The organism is Hydrogenophaga sp. (assembly GCF_025699295.1).
In the GTDB taxonomy this organism is placed as follows: Bacteria; Pseudomonadota; Gammaproteobacteria; order Burkholderiales; family Burkholderiaceae_C; genus Hydrogenophaga.
Genome location: NZ_JAILWB010000003.1, coordinates 88,342 through 104,094, shown reverse-complemented (window position 1 = coordinate 104,094; position 15,753 = coordinate 88,342). Strand labels below are relative to the sequence as shown.

Annotated in this window: 18 protein-coding genes; 6 read left to right on the top strand and 12 right to left on the bottom strand. The window is 68.2% G+C overall.

The features are described from left to right. Window positions 1-15: 15 nt before the first annotated feature. The 4 genes from K5880_RS03615 to mnmG form a co-directional block, all read right to left on the bottom strand. On the bottom strand, window positions 16-786 hold the full coding sequence (locus K5880_RS03615; protein WP_297648790.1) for an AAA family ATPase: 771 nt from the start codon (window positions 784-786) through the stop codon (window positions 16-18). 11 nt (window positions 787-797) lie between these two features. Beyond that, complete coding sequence (locus tag K5880_RS03610) at window positions 798-1,412, bottom strand: LysE family translocator (RefSeq protein WP_297648788.1); 615 nt, start codon at window positions 1,410-1,412, stop codon at window positions 798-800. A gap of 89 nt (window positions 1,413-1,501) precedes the next feature. Next, the gene (rsmG, locus tag K5880_RS03605; RefSeq protein ID WP_297648785.1) at window positions 1,502-2,176 is read right to left on the bottom strand and encodes a 16S rRNA (guanine(527)-N(7))-methyltransferase RsmG; all 675 of its coding nucleotides are present in this window, start codon (window positions 2,174-2,176) and stop codon (window positions 1,502-1,504) included. After that, window positions 2,173-4,149: a tRNA uridine-5-carboxymethylaminomethyl(34) synthesis enzyme MnmG gene (mnmG, locus tag K5880_RS03600; protein WP_297648782.1), complete on the bottom strand. Its 1,977-nt coding sequence runs from the start codon at window positions 4,147-4,149 to the stop codon at window positions 2,173-2,175. Before mnmG ends, rsmG begins: the two co-directional genes overlap by 4 nt. Before the next feature lie 209 nt (window positions 4,150-4,358). Here mnmG and K5880_RS03595 point away from each other — a divergent pair, with 209 nt between their 5' ends. From K5880_RS03595 to K5880_RS03575, 5 genes are all read left to right on the top strand, one after another. Continuing rightward, complete coding sequence (locus K5880_RS03595) at window positions 4,359-4,745, top strand: hypothetical protein (protein ID WP_297648780.1); 387 nt, start codon at window positions 4,359-4,361, stop codon at window positions 4,743-4,745. 23 nt (window positions 4,746-4,768) lie between these two features. Continuing rightward, a complete protein-coding gene (locus K5880_RS03590) occupies window positions 4,769-5,365 on the top strand; it encodes an NAD(P)H-dependent oxidoreductase (RefSeq protein ID WP_297648777.1) in 597 nt (198 codons plus the stop codon). Window positions 5,366-5,375: 10 nt separating this feature from the next. Further along, a complete protein-coding gene (locus K5880_RS03585) occupies window positions 5,376-5,633 on the top strand; it encodes a YkgJ family cysteine cluster protein (RefSeq protein ID WP_297648774.1) in 258 nt (85 codons plus the stop codon). 75 nt (window positions 5,634-5,708) lie between these two features. Further along, window positions 5,709-5,903, top strand: a complete 195-nt coding sequence (locus K5880_RS03580) for a DUF2892 domain-containing protein (protein ID WP_297648771.1) — start codon at window positions 5,709-5,711, stop codon at window positions 5,901-5,903. A gap of 109 nt (window positions 5,904-6,012) precedes the next feature. Then, window positions 6,013-6,783 carry a class II aldolase/adducin family protein gene (locus K5880_RS03575; protein WP_297648768.1) on the top strand — a complete coding sequence of 257 codons (771 nt, stop codon included), beginning with the start codon at window positions 6,013-6,015 and terminating at the stop codon, window positions 6,781-6,783. A 4-nt stretch (window positions 6,784-6,787) separates the two neighbouring features. On the opposite strand, the gene K5880_RS03570 is transcribed toward K5880_RS03575, so the two are convergent. The 5 genes from K5880_RS03570 to K5880_RS03550 all read right to left on the bottom strand — a co-directional run bounded on the left by K5880_RS03570 (window position 6,788) and on the right by K5880_RS03550 (window position 12,346). Continuing rightward, complete coding sequence (locus tag K5880_RS03570) at window positions 6,788-7,540, bottom strand: hypothetical protein (RefSeq protein WP_297648765.1); 753 nt, start codon at window positions 7,538-7,540, stop codon at window positions 6,788-6,790. A gap of 46 nt (window positions 7,541-7,586) precedes the next feature. Further along, the gene (locus K5880_RS03565) at window positions 7,587-8,933 is read right to left on the bottom strand and encodes a type III glutamate--ammonia ligase (protein WP_366882446.1); all 1,347 of its coding nucleotides are present in this window, start codon (window positions 8,931-8,933) and stop codon (window positions 7,587-7,589) included. Then, window positions 8,930-10,240, bottom strand: coding sequence for a 4-aminobutyrate--2-oxoglutarate transaminase (gabT, locus tag K5880_RS03560; RefSeq protein ID WP_297648762.1), 1,311 nt, complete (start codon window positions 10,238-10,240; stop codon window positions 8,930-8,932). The genes K5880_RS03565 and gabT overlap by 4 nt, the downstream gene beginning before the upstream one ends. Before the next feature lie 110 nt (window positions 10,241-10,350). Beyond that, the gene (locus K5880_RS03555) at window positions 10,351-11,847 is read right to left on the bottom strand and encodes an aldehyde dehydrogenase (RefSeq protein WP_297648759.1); all 1,497 of its coding nucleotides are present in this window, start codon (window positions 11,845-11,847) and stop codon (window positions 10,351-10,353) included. 328 nt (window positions 11,848-12,175) lie between these two features. Beyond that, window positions 12,176-12,346, bottom strand: coding sequence for a hypothetical protein (locus K5880_RS03550; protein WP_297648757.1), 171 nt, complete (start codon window positions 12,344-12,346; stop codon window positions 12,176-12,178). Between K5880_RS03550 and K5880_RS03545 the strand changes: the two genes are divergently transcribed. Beyond that, the gene (locus tag K5880_RS03545; RefSeq protein ID WP_297648754.1) at window positions 12,332-12,802 is read left to right on the top strand and encodes a Fic family protein; all 471 of its coding nucleotides are present in this window, start codon (window positions 12,332-12,334) and stop codon (window positions 12,800-12,802) included. The genes K5880_RS03550 and K5880_RS03545 overlap by 15 nt on opposite strands. Before the next feature lie 30 nt (window positions 12,803-12,832). On the opposite strand, the gene K5880_RS03540 is transcribed toward K5880_RS03545, so the two are convergent. From K5880_RS03540 to potA, 3 genes are read right to left on the bottom strand one after another with little or no spacing between them, the layout of a single operon-like run. Next, a complete protein-coding gene (locus K5880_RS03540; protein ID WP_297648752.1) occupies window positions 12,833-13,669 on the bottom strand; it encodes an ABC transporter permease subunit in 837 nt (278 codons plus the stop codon). Window positions 13,670-13,682: 13 nt separating this feature from the next. After that, the gene (locus K5880_RS03535; protein WP_297648750.1) at window positions 13,683-14,594 is read right to left on the bottom strand and encodes an ABC transporter permease subunit; all 912 of its coding nucleotides are present in this window, start codon (window positions 14,592-14,594) and stop codon (window positions 13,683-13,685) included. 2 nt (window positions 14,595-14,596) lie between these two features. Next, window positions 14,597-15,715, bottom strand: a complete 1,119-nt coding sequence (potA, locus tag K5880_RS03530; protein WP_297648748.1) for a polyamine ABC transporter ATP-binding protein — start codon at window positions 15,713-15,715, stop codon at window positions 14,597-14,599. Window positions 15,716-15,753 lie beyond the last annotated feature (38 nt).

Sequence of the window (15,753 nt, the reverse complement as noted above, 5' to 3'; positions counted from 1 at the left end):
ACAGTCGGATCGGGTTCAGAGTTTGTGGATGCGCTCGACCATCTCTTGCGCGAATGCCACGAAGGCCTGGCTGCCGCGCGCCGCCGGGTCGAACACCACGCCGGGCAGGCCATAGCTGGGGGCTTCGGCCAGGCGCACATTGCGCGGGATCACGGTGTCGAACACCTTGTCGGCGAAATGCGCCTTGAGCTGGTCGCTGACCTGCTGCTGCAGGGTGATGCGCGGGTCGAACATGACGCGCAGCAGCCCAATGATGGCGAGGTCGGGGTTGAGATTGGCGTGCACCTGCTTGATGGTGTTGACCAGATCGGTCAGGCCCTCAAGCGCAAAGTACTCGCACTGCATGGGCACGATCACGCCATGCGCCGCGCACAGGCCGTTGAGGGTGAGCATGCTCAGGGACGGCGGGCAGTCGATCAGCACGAAGTCGTAGTCGTCGGCCACCTCGGCCAGCGCGGTCTTCAGGCGCTTCTCGCGCCGCTCCACCTCGACCAGCTCGACCTCGGCGCCCGCCAGTTCGCGGTTGGCGCCCAGCACGTGGTAGCCGCACTTGTCCGAAAACACCGCCGCCTCCGCCACCGAGGCGGATTCGAGCAGCACGTCGTAGATCGACAGCGCCATCTGGCGCTTGTCCACGCCCGAGCCCATGGTGGCGTTGCCCTGCGGGTCCAGGTCCACCATCAGCACCCGCTGGCCCACCTTGGCCAGGCCGGCGGCCAGGTTGACGGTGGTGGTGGTCTTGCCGACGCCGCCCTTCTGGTTGGCCACGCAGAAAATTTTCGCCATGGTGCCGCTTCTTATTTGGAGATGGCCAGCTTGATGCCGAAGCCGATGAGGAACACGCCCGCGACCTTTTCCAGCGCGCGCCCGATGACCGGGTTGGCGCGCATGCGCTCGGCCAGGAAGTGGGTCAGCAGCGTGACGCCCAGCCCATAGGCGAAGGTCAGCACCGCGATGGTGGCGGCCATGGCGCCGAAAGTGACCAGACCCTGGTGGCGGGCCGGGTCCACGAACAGCGGAAAGAAGGCCATGTAGAAAACGATGGCCTTTGGGTTGAGCAGCGTGATGGTGAACGCCTGCTGGAAGTACTGGCGCGGGCGGATGTTGAGCACCGGTGCGTCGCCGGGTCGGGCGGTCAGCATCTTCCAGCCCAGCCAGGCCAGGTAGGCGGCGCCCAGCCACTGCACCGCGCTGAAGGCTGCGGGGTAGGCCGCGAGCAGGGCCGCGACACCGGCCACCGCCAGCCACATCAGCACCTGGTCGCCCGCGATCAGGCCCATGGTGGCGGCCAGTCCGCCGCGCAGGCCGCCCTTGCCGGTGGAGGTGATCAGCGCCAGGTTGCCCGGCCCCGGGATGAGCAAAAAGACGACGATGGCGGCCGCAAAAGCGCCGTAATCTGCGATGCCGAACATGGAGGATCCCCGGAAGTGGAGGGTCGAGTTTACGTGAAGGGTTTCAGCGCCCTGCCCTCATCGCGCCGAGGAGGCGCCGGCTGTGATGCTCAGGCAACAGCGGTGGGTGCCGGCCGCATCCAGACGATGCAGCGCTCGGCATCCAGCCCGGGCACCTGGAGTTGTTCCACGTGAAACACATCCACGGAAGGTGCGGCCGCTTTCAGGGCCTCGAGTTCGTCGGCAGGGTGCTTGCCTTTCATGGCCATCCACATACCACCAGGACTGAGCGCGGCGCCCGACCAGGTGGTGAAGTCCCCCAGCGAGGCAAAGGCGCGCGAGCAGACCAGGTCGTAACCCGGGCCCGACAAGGCATTGAGGGTTTCGACCCGGGCGTGCAGACCATGCAGGTTCGGCAGCACCAGCGACGCCGCCGCCTGCTGGATGAAGGCCGCCTTCTTGGCCACCGTGTCCACGCAGGTCACGTCGATCTGCGGGCAGGCGATCGCCACCACCACACCGGGAAGGCCACCCCCCGAGCCCACATCGAGCAGGCGCACAGGCCGCCCCTGCGTCTGCCGCAGCAGCGGGCCAACCGCCGCCAGGCTGTCCAGCAGGTGGTGGGTCATCATTTCTTCGGGCTGGCGCACGGCCGTCAGGTTATAGACCTTGTTCCACTTCTGGAGCAGGCCCAGGTAGTCGAGCAGCAGGTTGGCCTGGCGCGCATCCAGGTCCAGCGACAGCGCCCGCAGCCCGGACTGCAGCGTGGTGCGCAGGTCGCTCATGCCTCGGCGGCGTCCGCAGCGGCCGGCACCGTGGCAAAGCCCTTGAAGCCACCCTTCTTCAGATGGATCAGCAGCAGCGAAATGCTCGCGGGCGTGATGCCCGAGATGCGCGAGGCCTGCCCCAGGGTTTCGGGGCGGTGCTGGGCCAGCTTCTGCCGTGCCTCGAAAGACAGCGCCGCAACCTGCAGGTAGTCCAGGTCGGCCGGCAACTTCAGGCCCTCGTAGTGGGCGGCGCGCTCCACTTCGTTCTTCTGCCGGTCGATGTAGCCCGAGTACTTGGCCGCGATCTCCAGCTGCTCCACCACCGGCTCCAGCAGGTCGGCCAATGTTTCACGTGAAACCTCGGCCGCCGCGTACTTGCCGCCGTCCATGCCGACCAGATCCGCGTAGGCCACGCCCGGGCGGCGCAGCAGGTCGAACAGGTTGTGCTCGTGCTCGATGGCCTTGCCCAGCACGCGCTCGCCCTCTTGCGCCGGCAGGTTGCGCGGGTTCACCCAGGTCGCCTTCAGGCGTTCGGTTTCGCGGGCCACCGCGTCGCGCTTGCGGCAGAACGCGTCCCAGCGCGCGTCGTCGACCAGGCCCAGGTGGCGGCCGGCCTCGGTCAGGCGCATGTCGGCGTTGTCCTCGCGCAGCTGCAGCCTGAACTCGGCGCGGCTGGTGAACATGCGGTAGGGCTCGGTCACGCCCTGGGTCACGAGGTCGTCGACCAGCACGCCCAGGTAGGCCTCGTCGCGGCGCGGCAGCCAGGCTGCTTCGCCACGGCACTGCAGCGCGGCGTTGATGCCGGCGAACAGGCCCTGGGCCGCCGCCTCTTCGTAGCCGGTGGTGCCGTTGATCTGCCCCGCGAAGAACAGGCCCTGGATCTGCTTCGTCTCGAAGCTGCTCTTGAGCGAGCGCGGGTCGAAGTAGTCGTACTCGATGGCGTAGCCCGGGCGCAGGATATGCGCGTTCTCCAGCCCGGCCATGCTGCGCACCAGCTGGTACTGGATGTCGAACGGCAGGCTGGTCGAGATGCCGTTGGGGTAGACCTCGTGCGTCGTCAGACCCTCGGGCTCCAGGAAGATCTGGTGGCTGTCCTTGTCGGCGAAGCGGTTGATCTTGTCCTCCACGCTCGGGCAGTAGCGCGGGCCCACGCCCTCGATCTTGCCGGTGAACATGGGGCTGCGGTCGAAGCCGGAGCGGATGATCTCGTGCGTGCGTTCATTGGTGTGGGTGATCCAGCACGGCACCTGGCGCGGGTGCATGGCCGTTTGCCCCAAGAAGCTGAACACCGGCACCGGCTTGTCCGGGTTCATGCCGCCGGGCACGCCGTCGCCGGGCTGCTCGGTGCACTTCGAATAGTCGATGCTGCGGCCGTCCAGGCGCGGCGGCGTGCCGGTCTTCAGGCGGCCCTGGGGCAGTTTCAGTTCCTTCAGGCGCGCCGAGAGCGACACCGCCGGCGGATCCCCCGCGCGGCCGGCGGCGTAGTTGTTCAGGCCGACGTGGATCTTGCCGTCCAGGAAGGTGCCGGCGGTCAGCACCACCGTGCGACCGCGAAAGCGAATGCCCACTTGCGTCACAGCGCCCACCACACGGTCACCTTCGATCATCAGATCGTCCACCGCCTGCTGGAACAGCCAGAGGTTCGGCTGGTTTTCCAGCGTGCGGCGGACCGCGGCCTTGTAGAGCACGCGGTCGGCCTGGGCGCGGGTGGCGCGCACGGCCGGGCCCTTGGAACTGTTGAGGATGCGGAACTGGATGCCGCCTTCGTCGGTGGCCAGCGCCATCGCGCCGCCGAGTGCGTCCACCTCTTTCACCAGGTGGCCCTTGCCGATGCCGCCGATCGACGGGTTGCAGCTCATCTGGCCCAGGGTCTCGATGTTGTGCGTGAGCAGCAGCGTGGCGCAGCCCATGCGCGCGGCGGCCAGCGCGGCTTCGGTGCCGGCGTGCCCGCCGCCGACGACGATGACATCGAATTCCTGTGGGTACAACATGGTGGTGATCGCTTCAAGGGTGCGGCGGGCCCGCCTGGCCCCGCGCAACCCGCAATTGTCCCACCGATGCGTGTTTTCTGCCTCGTGCGCCATCCGCCCGCCACCCTGGCGCGCCGCGCCTCGCGCCCCGCGCGGATGGGCACGGCATGCCTGCCTTCCTAAGCTGAACCGGCCCAACCTTCGGGCGGTTTCCCCGGGAAGGACTCCCCATGAAAACACCCTGGCTCGTGGCCGGTTCCACCGCACTGGCCTGCCTCAACGCCCACGCGGGCGCGGCCTTCATGTTCGGCATCAGCCACAACTTCGGCGGCGACACCGGCGTCACCTTCAAGATCCTGTCCTCGGACAAACGCGACAAGCCCGTGCTGGCGGCCGGTGTGAGCTTCTTCCCCAAGGGGGTCGGGTTCGACGTCGGCGTGGGCTACAACTTCACACGCACCACGGTGACCTTCGGTCGCGACCTGCTGCGCGAGCGCTACCAGGTGGCCTGGGGTGTCTCCAGCACCCGCTGCCCGCCGGCTCCGCCTGCGCCCGCCCCGATGGCCGCACCGCCCCCGGACTTCGAGGATTCCGGCTTCTTCGACAGCTCGTTCTGAAGCCTGCCGCGACAATGGAGGGCATGAGCAACATCCCCCTTCCCCTGCTGATCTTCGCGGGCAGCACACGCACCCAGTCCCACAACCGTAAGCTCGCGCGCGTCGCCGCCGACATGGCGCGCGCCCAGGGCGCCGCCGTCACGCACATCGAACTGGCCGACTACGAACTGCCGCTGTACAACGCCGACCTGGAAGCGCGCGGCACGCCCGATGCCGCCATCCGCCTCAAGGAACTCTTCCACGCCCACCCGGCCTGGGTGATCTGCTCGCCCGAGTACAACGGCAGCTACACCGGCCTGCTCAAGAACACCATCGACTGGGTCTCCAGCCCCGTCCGGTCCGATCCGGCGTGGGGCGATGGCCTCAAGCCCTTCGAGGGCAAGGTCGTGGGCCTGCTCAGCGCCTCGCCCGGCGCCCTGGGCGGCCTGCGCAGCCTCTCCCATCTGTCCCCGATGCTCCTGAACCTGCAATGCTGGCTGACACCGAAGCAGTTCGCGCTGTCCCGCGCGGCCGACGCCTTCGATGCCGACGGCCAGTTGATCGCCGAGCCCGCCCGCCAGGCCGTGCGGGGCGTGGTCGAACAAACCCTGTGGGCCGCCCGCAGGCTCACGAACCCATAGAGACAACCCCTTGGAATGCCGTCCAGGCTGTGGTGCCTGCTGCACCGCGCCGTCCATCAGCAGCCCCCTGCCCGGCCTGCCCCATGGCAAGCCGGCGGGCATGCCCTGCCCGCACCTGGACGCCGCCTTGCGCTGCCAGCTCTTCGGCCGGCCCGAGCGCCCGGCGGTGTGCGCCAGCCTCCAGCCCCATGCCGACATGTGCGGCGGCGATCGCGCCCACGCCCTGCGGTGGCTGGCCCGGCTGGAACACGCCACCGCGCCGACCTGATCTGGATCAAACCGGCGCCCGCGTGCCGGGCGTCCAATGGTGGTGAGCAAGATCGCTCGCGAACGGAGACCCACCATGACACGCAACGTTGGCGGCATTGACCGCACCCTTCGCATCGCCATCGGCCTGGCCCTCATCGCCGCCGCCGCCACCGGCACCGTCGGCCTGTGGGGCTACCTCGGCGTGGTGCCCCTGCTCACCGGCCTGGCAGGCTGGTGCCCACCGTATGCCATGCTGGGCTTCAACACCTGCTCGATGAAGAAGCCGTAGCGCTTCCCACGCTGTCCTCGCAGCGACAAGACAGGCGCGCCGCTTGCGCCTACAGTGGCGGCACGCGCGTGCCATCCTGGCCCCGAGCGCGGTACAGGAGACATTCACCATGCACATCCCCTCCCTGCGGGAAGTCGTCAGCGCCGAAGAATGGGCGCTGCGCTGCGACCTCGCCGCCTGCTACCGCCTGGTGGCGGCCTATGGCTGGAGCGATCTGGTCTTCACCCACATCAGCGCCAAGCTGCCCGACAGCGTCACCGGCGGCGAGCACCAGTTCCTCATCAACCCTTATGGCCTGATGTTCGACGAGATCACGGCCAGCAGCCTGGTCAAGGTCGACATGGCCTGCAACAAGCTGCACGAGTCGCCCTTCCCGGTGAACCCGGCCGGCTTCGTGATCCACAGCGCCGTGCACGAGGCGCGGCCCGAAGCGGGCTGCGTGCTGCACACCCACACCCGTGCCGGCGTGGGCGTGAGCGCGCAGAAGGCCGGCATCCTGCCGATCAGCCAGCAGAGCACCTTCGTGCTGTCTTCGCTCGCGTACCACGACTACGAAGGCGTGGCCCTGCGGGACGAGGAAAAGTCGCGCCTGCAGGCCGACCTGGGCAAGGCCAACTACCTGGTGCTGCGCAACCACGGCCTGCTCACCGTGGGCCGCACCATCGCCGACGCCTTCCTCTCGATGTACACCTTCGAGAACACCTGCCGCATCCAGATCGACGCCCTGGCCGGCGGCAGCGAACTCACCCAGGTCGACCCGAAGATCCTCGCCGGCATGGCCGACGTGATGCGCATCGCCACCGCGGGCCAGGGCGCGCAGCTGGCGTGGCCGGCGTTGTTGCGCAAGGTGGAGAAGCTGGATGCGGGGTACAGGACCTGAGCCATCAGACGCGCGAGGCTTGTGCGACAAACGCCGCCATCCCCTCCAGCACGGTGCGCAGGCGCATCAGCTCGCGCGACGTGTCCAGCCGCTTCGACCACGCCGCGATGCGTGAGACGCGCTGCAGGCGCGGCAGCAGGTGTTCGATGAAGCTGCGCAGGGCGGGCCCGCCGGGGCCAGCGGCGTCGTAGGCCTGCAGCACGGCCAGCACCGCACCCGGCCCGAGTGGCTGCAGGAAGCGCGCGAGCGACAGCAGCATCTGCAGCACGTCGTACACCTGCACCGTGCCCAGCGCCATGCCGGGCTGCAGCTGTTCCTCGAAATCCAGCCGGGCGAAGCGCTCACCGTCCCAGGTGGTATTGCGCAGTTGCGCGCCGCCGTGCCAGTGGCCGCGCGCATGGAAAGCGGCCAGATCGGCGCTGGCCGCGCACATCAGCGGCAGGCGTTCGCCTTCGGGCATGCGGTGCAGCTGGTGGTCCACCGTGTCGCCGACGTCGCCGGTGGTGAGCGAGAAGCCGTCGAAGGACAGCACCGGTGGCACCTGCTCCCCCGCCGCGGCCAGGGCCTGCAGGCGCTCGTGTTCGTAGGCCAGCAGGGCACGGCCATCGGTCTGGCGCACCGCGCGCCAGGGCACGGGCACACCGACGAAATGCGCGAACACCCAGATGCCCACCGACTTGCCGAGGCTGCGCAAGGGCCGGTCGGCGGTCTTGGTCCAGGTCTTGAAGGACGACGGGGGTGGGGCGGGTGTGCTCACAAGGGCGCGATTATCCCGAAAAGCCCCCGGGGCAGATCTGCCAGACTCACGGCGCGGCGGCGTAACGCTGCAGCTCCCAGTCGCTCACCTGCTGGCTCCAGGCCGCCCACTCCTCGTGCTTGAGCGCGAGGAACTGCGTGCAGAAGGCCGGTCCCACGGCCTCGCGCAGGGTCGTGTCTTCGGCCAGCGCGTCGAGCGCGGCCAGCAGGTCGCGCGGCAGGCGCGCGGGCAGGCTTTCGCCGCGCGCGTGGCGTTCGTAGAGATCGTCCGCACACGGCTCGGCGGCGGGCAGGGCCAGGTCGATGCCGTCCAGGCCGGCCGCGAGCGTGGCGGCCAGGGCGGCGTAGACGTTGCACGACGGGTCGGGCAGGCGCCATTCGATGCGCCCGGCCACGCCGCGCACGAGGCAGGTGCGGTTGTTGTCGCCGATGGCCTTCCACACGGGTGACCAGGTGGTGCCCGAGGCGCTGCGGCTGGCGGCCAGGCGCTTGTAGCTGTTGACCGTGGGCGCGCACAGCGCGGCCAGTGCGTCGGCGTGGTGCAGCAGGCCGGCGGCGAAACGGTGGCCGGTCTCGCTCAGGCCCAGCGCACCGGCGGGTTCGGCCATCAGGGCGCGGCCCTGCCCGTCTGTCAGGCTCAGGTGAAAGTGCAGGCCGCTGCCCGGGGCCTGCGACAGCGGCTTGGGCATGGTGGAGAACACCATGCCGTGCTGCTGTGCCAGCGCCTGCGCGGCGAGCTTGAACAGCTGGTAGCGGTCGGCCGCGGCCAGCGCTTCGTCGTGCCGGTAGTTGATCTCGTACTGGCCGCTCGCGTCCTCGTGGTCGATCTGCTCGAGCTGGAAACCGAGCGCGTCCAGCGTCTGGCGCATGCCGTCGAGAAAGCCGAAGTTGCGGCCCATGGCCTGCAGGTCGTAAGACGGCTTGGCGAGGCGGTCGTCGCCATCGGCCACCGCCCAGCGGCCCTGCGCGTCGCGCCGCAGCAGGAAGAACTCGGGCTCGATGCCGACCCACAGCGTCCAGCCGCGCTCGCGCAGGCGTGCCAGCTGGCGCTGCAGCAGCTGGCGCGAACAGGTGTCCAGCGGCTCGCCGCCGGCAAAGCCGTCGCACACCGCGTGCGCCACGCCGGGCATGAAGGGCAGCGCGCGCAGGCTCTCGGGGCGCACGCGGCCCATGTACTCGCTGCGCGCGCCCATGCGCGGCAGGCCGGTGCCGGCGATGCTCGGGCCCGAGAACCCGGCGCCCACCTCGACCGCGTTCGCCAGCCGATCGAGCGGCACCAGCTTGCCCTTGGGCGCGCCCAGCAGGTCGGTGAAGGTGGCCAGCACCGAGTGGATGCCCTGGGCGCGCAGGGCCGCGATGCGGCCTTCCAGCGCCAGGTCCATCGGTGTGTTCAAACCAGCACCTCGGCCAGCGCCGCGTCGAACGCCGCCAGGCCTTCGGCGAACACGCTGTCCTCAATGGTGAGCGGGAACAGGAAGCGGATCACGTTGCCATAGATGCCACAGGTCAGCAGCAGCAAGCCGCGCTGGAGGGCCGCCATCTGCACCCGCTTCGTGGTCTCGGCGTCGGGCGCGCCGGTGGCCGGGTGAACGAACTCGCAGGCCACCATGGCGCCCAGGCCGCGCACCTCGCCCATGCGTTTCGTGTAGACCGCGCGCTGCGCCACCAGGTGGCCGATGAGCTGGTCGCCCAGCTTCTGCGCGCGCTCGGGCAGCTTCTCCTCGGCCATCACGTCCAGCACCGCGTGCGAGGCCGCGATGGCCAGCGGGTTGCCCGCGTAGGTGCCGCCCAGGCCTCCCGGCGCGGGGCCGTCCATCACCGCCGCCTTGCCGCACACGGCCGACAGCGTGGTGCCGCCGGCCATGCTCTTGGCCAGCGTCATGAGGTCGGGGCTCACGCCGTAGTGCTCCATGGCAAACATGCGGCCGGTGCGCGCGAAGCCGGTCTGCACCTCGTCGGCAATCAGCAGGATGCCGTGCGCGTCGCACAGCTCGCGCAGCCACTTCACCGCCGCGGGCAGGATGGGGTTGAAACCACCCTCGCCCTGCACCGGCTCGAACACGATGGCCGCCACGCGGGCGGGCTCGATGTCGGCCTTGAACAGGTGCTCCATCGCCTTCTTCGCGTCCTCGAAGCTCGCGCCCGTCATCGGGAAGGGCACGTGGTAGATCTCGGGCGGGAACGGGCCGAAGCCGGCCTTGTACGGCTGCACCTTGCCGGTGAGCGCCACCGAGAACAGGCTGCGGCCGTGGAACGCGCCGCCGAAGGCGATGATGCCGCTGCGCCCGGTGGCCGCGCGCGCGATCTTCATCGCGTTCTCGATCGCCTCGGCGCCGGTGGAGAAAAAGGCCGTCTTCACCGGGCCGTCGATGGGCACCATGGCATTGATGCGCTCGGCCAGCGCCACGTACTCGGTGTAGGGCACGACCTGGTAGCAGCTGTGCGTGAAGCGTTCGAGCTGCGCCGCAATGGCCGCCTGCACCCTGGGATGCACGTGGCCGGTGTTGAGCACCGCGATGCCGCCCGCGAAGTCGATGAAGCGCCGGCCCTCGATGTCCCAGAACTCCGCGTTCTTCGCGCGCTGGATGAAGAAGTCGCCATGCACCCCAACGCCACGCGGCGTGGCCGCCAGCCGGCGTTCATGCCAGGCGGCGTTGGTGTGCGGCGCGTTCAGGTTCTCCGGTTTCTGCGGTGCGTTCATGCTGGTCTCCTGAAAATGCGCTCACAGTGGCGCGAAGTGTCTGATCCAGGGGCACCGCGGAACCGGCTTTGCCGGGCCGCCAGTGCCGTCCCCCTCAGGGGGAAACCGCGTCAGCGGTGCAGGGGGGAGTCAATTCTTATCCAGGTCGTCTTCGTCTCGGTGTACTTGTCGAACGCGTGCAGCGACTTGTCGCGGCCCACACCGCTTTGTTTGAAGCCACCGAACGGCACGGTGATGTCGTCCTCGTCGTACTGGTTCACATGCACGGTGCCGGCGCGCAGCGCGCGCGCCACGCCGTGCGCCTTGTTGATGTCGCGCGTCCACACCGCGGCCTGCAGGCCGTAGACGCTGCTGTTGGCCTGCTTCACCACGTCGGCCGCGTCGGTGAAGGACAGCACCGACAGCACGGGGCCGAAGATCTCCTCGCGCGCGATCGTCATCTGCGGCGTCACGCCGTCGAAGATGGTCGGCAGCACGTAGTGGCCGCCCTTGACCGGCTCGGCCGCCGCGCCGCCGGCCAGCAGCTTTGCGCCCTCGCTCTGGCCCAGGCCGATGTAGCGCATCACGTTGTCCATCTGCACCTGGTCGACGATGGCGCCCATCACGGTGGCCTTCTCCAGCGGGTTGCCCGGCTGGTACTGCGGCACCAGCTTGAGTGCCTTTTCCAGAAACGCGTCCTTGATGGACGCCTCGACAAACAGGCGCGAGGGCGCGTTGCAGCTCTCGCCCTGGTTGAAGAAGATGCTGCCCACCGCCGCCTCCACCGCCTTGTCCAGGTCCGGGCAGTCGGCGAACACAATGTTGGGCGACTTGCCGCCCAGCTCCGTCCAGGCGCGCTTCAGGTTGCTCTGCCCGGCCATCACGTGGATCTGCTTGCCCACGCGCGTGCTGCCGGTGAAGGCAATGCAATCCACGTCCATGTGAAGCGCCAGCGGTGAGCCGGCCTCGGGGCCGTAGCCCGGCACCACGTTGAACACGCCGGGCGGAATGCCGGCGGCCAGCGCCAGTTCGGCCAGTCGGAGGGCGGTGAGCGGGCTTTTCTCCGAAGGCTTCAACACCACCGAGTTGCCCGCCGCGAGCGCCGGCGCGATCTTCCAGGCCGCCATGATCATGGGGTAGTTCCAGGGCACGATCACGCCCACCACGCCCACCGGCTCGCGCGTGATCAGGGCCAGCGCAGTGCTGGCCGTGGGCGCGATCTCGTCGTAGACCTTGTCCACCGCCTCGCCGTACCAGCGGATGCAGTTGGCCGCGCTGTTCACGTCCACGCTTTTGGCGTACCGGATGGGTTTGCCCATGTCCAGCGTCTCGGTCAGCGCCAGTTCGTCGGCGTGCGCGATCAGCTGCTCGGCAAACTTGATCATCACGCGCTTGCGCTGCGCCGGCGCCATGCCGCTCCAGCGCCGGTCCTCGAACGCCGCGCGGCCGGCGGCCACGGCGGCGTCGATGTCGGCCTCGCCGCAGCGCGCCACGGCCGTCAGCAGGCGGCCGTCCACCGGCGAGATGCAGTCAAAGGTCTGGCCGTCGCGCGCGGCGATGCGTTCGCCGTTGATGAAGGCGCGGCCGTCGAAAGAAAGAGAGGCGGCCTGGGGCGAGGTGGTGGTCATGTTGGACAGCGGAAAAGTCCCGTTCGCCCTGAGCCTGTCGAAGGGCTCACCACCATGCTGGCCAGGGCTTCGACCGGCTCAGCCCGAACGGAGTGGGATGAACAAGTGGCCCCATGCTACGCCCGAAACGCAGCAGACTGCGTATCCACTTTCCCGGACAGGCATCGATCCAGTCCGGGGGGGCTTCCCCATGCATGCGCGGGTGCAATGCAGGGCGACAAACGGCGATACTCCGAAGCCAGCATGTTCATGACAGCACCGCAATGACCCGCCGCCACCCAACCATCGGGGCCACGAAAGGAGCCCAGCCGGTTTTGTACCGTCGGCGTCAGCGGGCCAGCCTGATATGCGGAAAGCGCACCACGGGGCGCCGCAATTGCCGCTCCAGATCGGCCACCCGGCGACCCGTTTCGATGGCCGTGGAACTGGCCACCGCACGCAGCACGGCTTTGCGACTGGGCTTCTTGCGCCTGGGTGCGGTCTCTTGGATCGTGGGCATTCAGAGCTGCCCGACAGCCTGACGCCGGAGCAGATCCGTACCGGCGTTTCCAACCGCCGCAATCGGGTGCTGGCCGAACACGCGGCGCACATCCTGCCGTACCGGGGGCTGGGCACCGGGGTACCTCGGGCGCTGGGCGCCTGGCCGAAGATCGATCTGGTGGACGAGCGCGAGGCCAACCAGCTCCGGACGGTGTGGCGGGTGGCGGCGCCGCAAGTCACCCCCGAAGTTCTGAGTCTGCTGGTCGTCATGCAGGGCGAGATGCAGCGCGCCGACATCCAGTCGGCGCTGGGACTGAAAGACAGAGAGCACTTCCGCGCGGCCTATCTGGTTCCGGCCATCACAGGCGGATTCGTCGAGATGACGGTACCCGACAAACCCCAGAGCAGCCTTCAGCGGTACCGCCTGACCGCCGCCGGGCAAGCCTGCCTGCATTCTCACGCGTCCAGGGAATAAGCCACGCTATCAGCACAGGCGCCGCGGAACTCAGCTCTTCAACGCCGCCGCAATCTCCCGCTCGCGCCGGCGCGTGGAGCGCGCCACCCAGACCGCGTAGCTCACGATGACGATGGTCACGGTCACGATCAGCAGCGTGGCCGCGGCGTAGATGGTCGGGTTGATGCCGCGCCGCGCGTAGCCGAAGATCACCTGCGGCAGCGTGTTCACGCCCGGGCCGGAGAGGAATTCGGCGATCACCACGTCGTCGAACGAGAGCGTGAACGCCAGCAGGAAGGCCGCCAGCAAGGCCTGGAAGATGTTGGGCAGCGTGATCAGGAAGAACACCTGGTGCGGCCGCGCGCCCAGGTCCATGGCGGCTTCCTCGATCGAGCGGTCCATCTCCAGCAGGCGCGACTGGATCACCACCATGCCATAGGCCATGCCCAGCAGCGTGTGGCCCACGATGATGGTGAGCATGCCGCGCTGCGGCCAGCCGAACAGGTTCTGCACGCCCACCGCGAGCAGCAGCAGCGACAGGCCGATGATCACCTCGGGCATGACCAGCGGCGCGTTGACCATGCCCGAGAAGATGGTGCGGCCCAGGAAGCGCCGGTAGCGCACCAGCACGAAGGCCGCGAAGGTGGCGAGCACGGCAGAGAGCAGGCCCGTGATGGTCGCCACCTTGAGCGAGAGCCAGAAGCCCTCGACGATTCTGTTGTCGCGCGTGAGCGCCTCGTACCACCGCAGCGAGAAGCCGGTGAAGCGCGCGTCCTGCCGGGTGCTGTTGAACGAGAACACGATCATGAACACCAGCGGCATGTAGAGGAAGGCGAACACCAGCGCCAGCCAGGCCTTGCCGAAGTGTTTTTCAAGCAGTTGTTTCATGGTCTGGCCTTGTTCACTTGCGGGGCTCGGCCGCGTCCGCCGTGTAGTGGTAGTACAGCGCCAGCGGGATCACGATCAACGCGATCATGATCACGGCCAGCGCGGTCGCGCGCGGCCAGTCGTTGGCGGTGAACATCTCGTCCCACACCACGCGCCCGATCATCAGGTTCTCCGGCCCACCCAGCAACGAGGGGATCACGAACTCGCCCACGCAGGGGATGAAAACCAGCATGAAGCCGGCCACGATGCCGGCCTTGGACAGTGGCACGGTCACCAGCCAGAAGGCCTTGAACGGCGTCGTGCCCAGGTCGTAGGCGGCCTCGAGCAGGCGGAAGTCCATCTTCACCAGGTTGGCGTACAGCGGCAGCACCATGAAGGGCAGGTACACATAGGTCATGCCGATCAGCATCGACACGTTCGTGTAGAGCATCTGGATCGGCTGGTCGATGATGCCCAGCGTCATCATCAGCCGGTTGAGCACGCCCTGGTCGGTGAGGATGCCCTTCCAGGCGTACACGCGCAGCAGGAACGAGGTCCAGAACGGCAGCATCACCATCAGCAGCAGCGCCGGGCGGATGCTCGCAGGCGAGCGCGCGATGAAATAGGCGAAGGGGTAGCCAATCACCAGGCACAGCACAGCGGTGCACAGGGCATACCAGATCGAGCGCAGGTAGGCGTCGATGTAAAGCGTCTTGAACAGCGGCGCGCCCTCCTCCGCCCGGAAGATGGAGAGGTAGTTCTCGTACTTCAGGCTCAGGATGCCGGTGACGGGGTCCCAGATCGGCTTGAACGGGCTGATGTCGCCGCCCATGTCCACGAAGCTGATGTACAGCAGGATCAGGAACGGCAGGAAGAAGAACAGGATCAGCCATGCATAGGGCACGCCGATGACGAAGCGCTTGCCGGGGATGGGTAGTGAGGCCATGTTCAGTCCCTCAGCACGATGCCGGCGACGTCATCCCACCAGAAGAACACCTCGTCCTCCCAGGTGATGTCCGAGAGGTCGTGGCGCGAGGTGTTGGCCTCGGTGATCTTGACCTTCGAGCCGTCCGACGCCACCACGATGTAGGTGTTGTACGAGCCGAAGTAGGCGATCTCCTTGACCCGACCGCTGAACACGTTGGGCCCGGCCTCGGCGCCCGGGCGCTGCTTGCCGATCTCCATCTTCTCCGGCCGCACCGCGATCGCCACCGGCATGTTGAGCGTGCCGCTCACGCCATGGCCGACGTGGATCTCGCCGATGCCGGTGGTGGCCGCGCAGCGGTCGGCCTCGTCCACGCTGAGCTTGCCCTCGAACAGGTTGACGTTGCCGATGAAGTCGGCCACGAAGCGGTTGGTGGGGTGCTCGTAGATTTCCTCGGGCGTGCCCACCTGCAGCACCCGCCCCTTGCTCATGATGGCGATGCGGCTGGCCATGGTCATGGCTTCTTCCTGGTCGTGCGTGACCATCACCACCGTCACGCCCACCTTCTCGATGATGTTCACCAGCTCGAACTGGGTCTGCTCGCGCAGCTTCTTGTCCAGCGCGCCCAGGGGTTCGTCCAGCAGCAGCATCTTGGGCCGTTTGGCCAGGCTGCGCGCCAGCGCCACGCGCTGCTGCTGCCCGCCCGAGAGCTGGTGTGGCTTGCGCCTGGCGAACGGCGTGAGCTGCACAAGGCCCAGCATTTCGTCGGTGCGCTGCTGGATTTCCGCCTTGGGCAGGCCTTCGCGCTTGAGGCCGAAGGCGACGTTCTCCCAGATGTTGAGGTGCGGGAACAGCGCGTAGGACTGGAACATCATGTTCACCGGCCGGTCGTAGGGCGGCATGGCCGCCACGTCCTGCCCGCCGAGCAGGATGCGCCCCGAGGTCGGCTTCTCGAAGCCCGCGAGCATGCGCAGCAGGGTGGACTTGCCACAGCCCGAGCTGCCGAGCAGGGCAAAGATCTCGCCCTTGCCGATGGAGAGCGAGACCTCGTCCACCGCCACCGCCTCGTCGAACCGTTTGACCAGCTTCTCGGTCACCAGATAACCGGGTTCATACGTCATGTCACATTCGGGCGCGGCCATGGTCTCTCCTGTCTTTGCGTTGGCGGAAATGAAAAGGG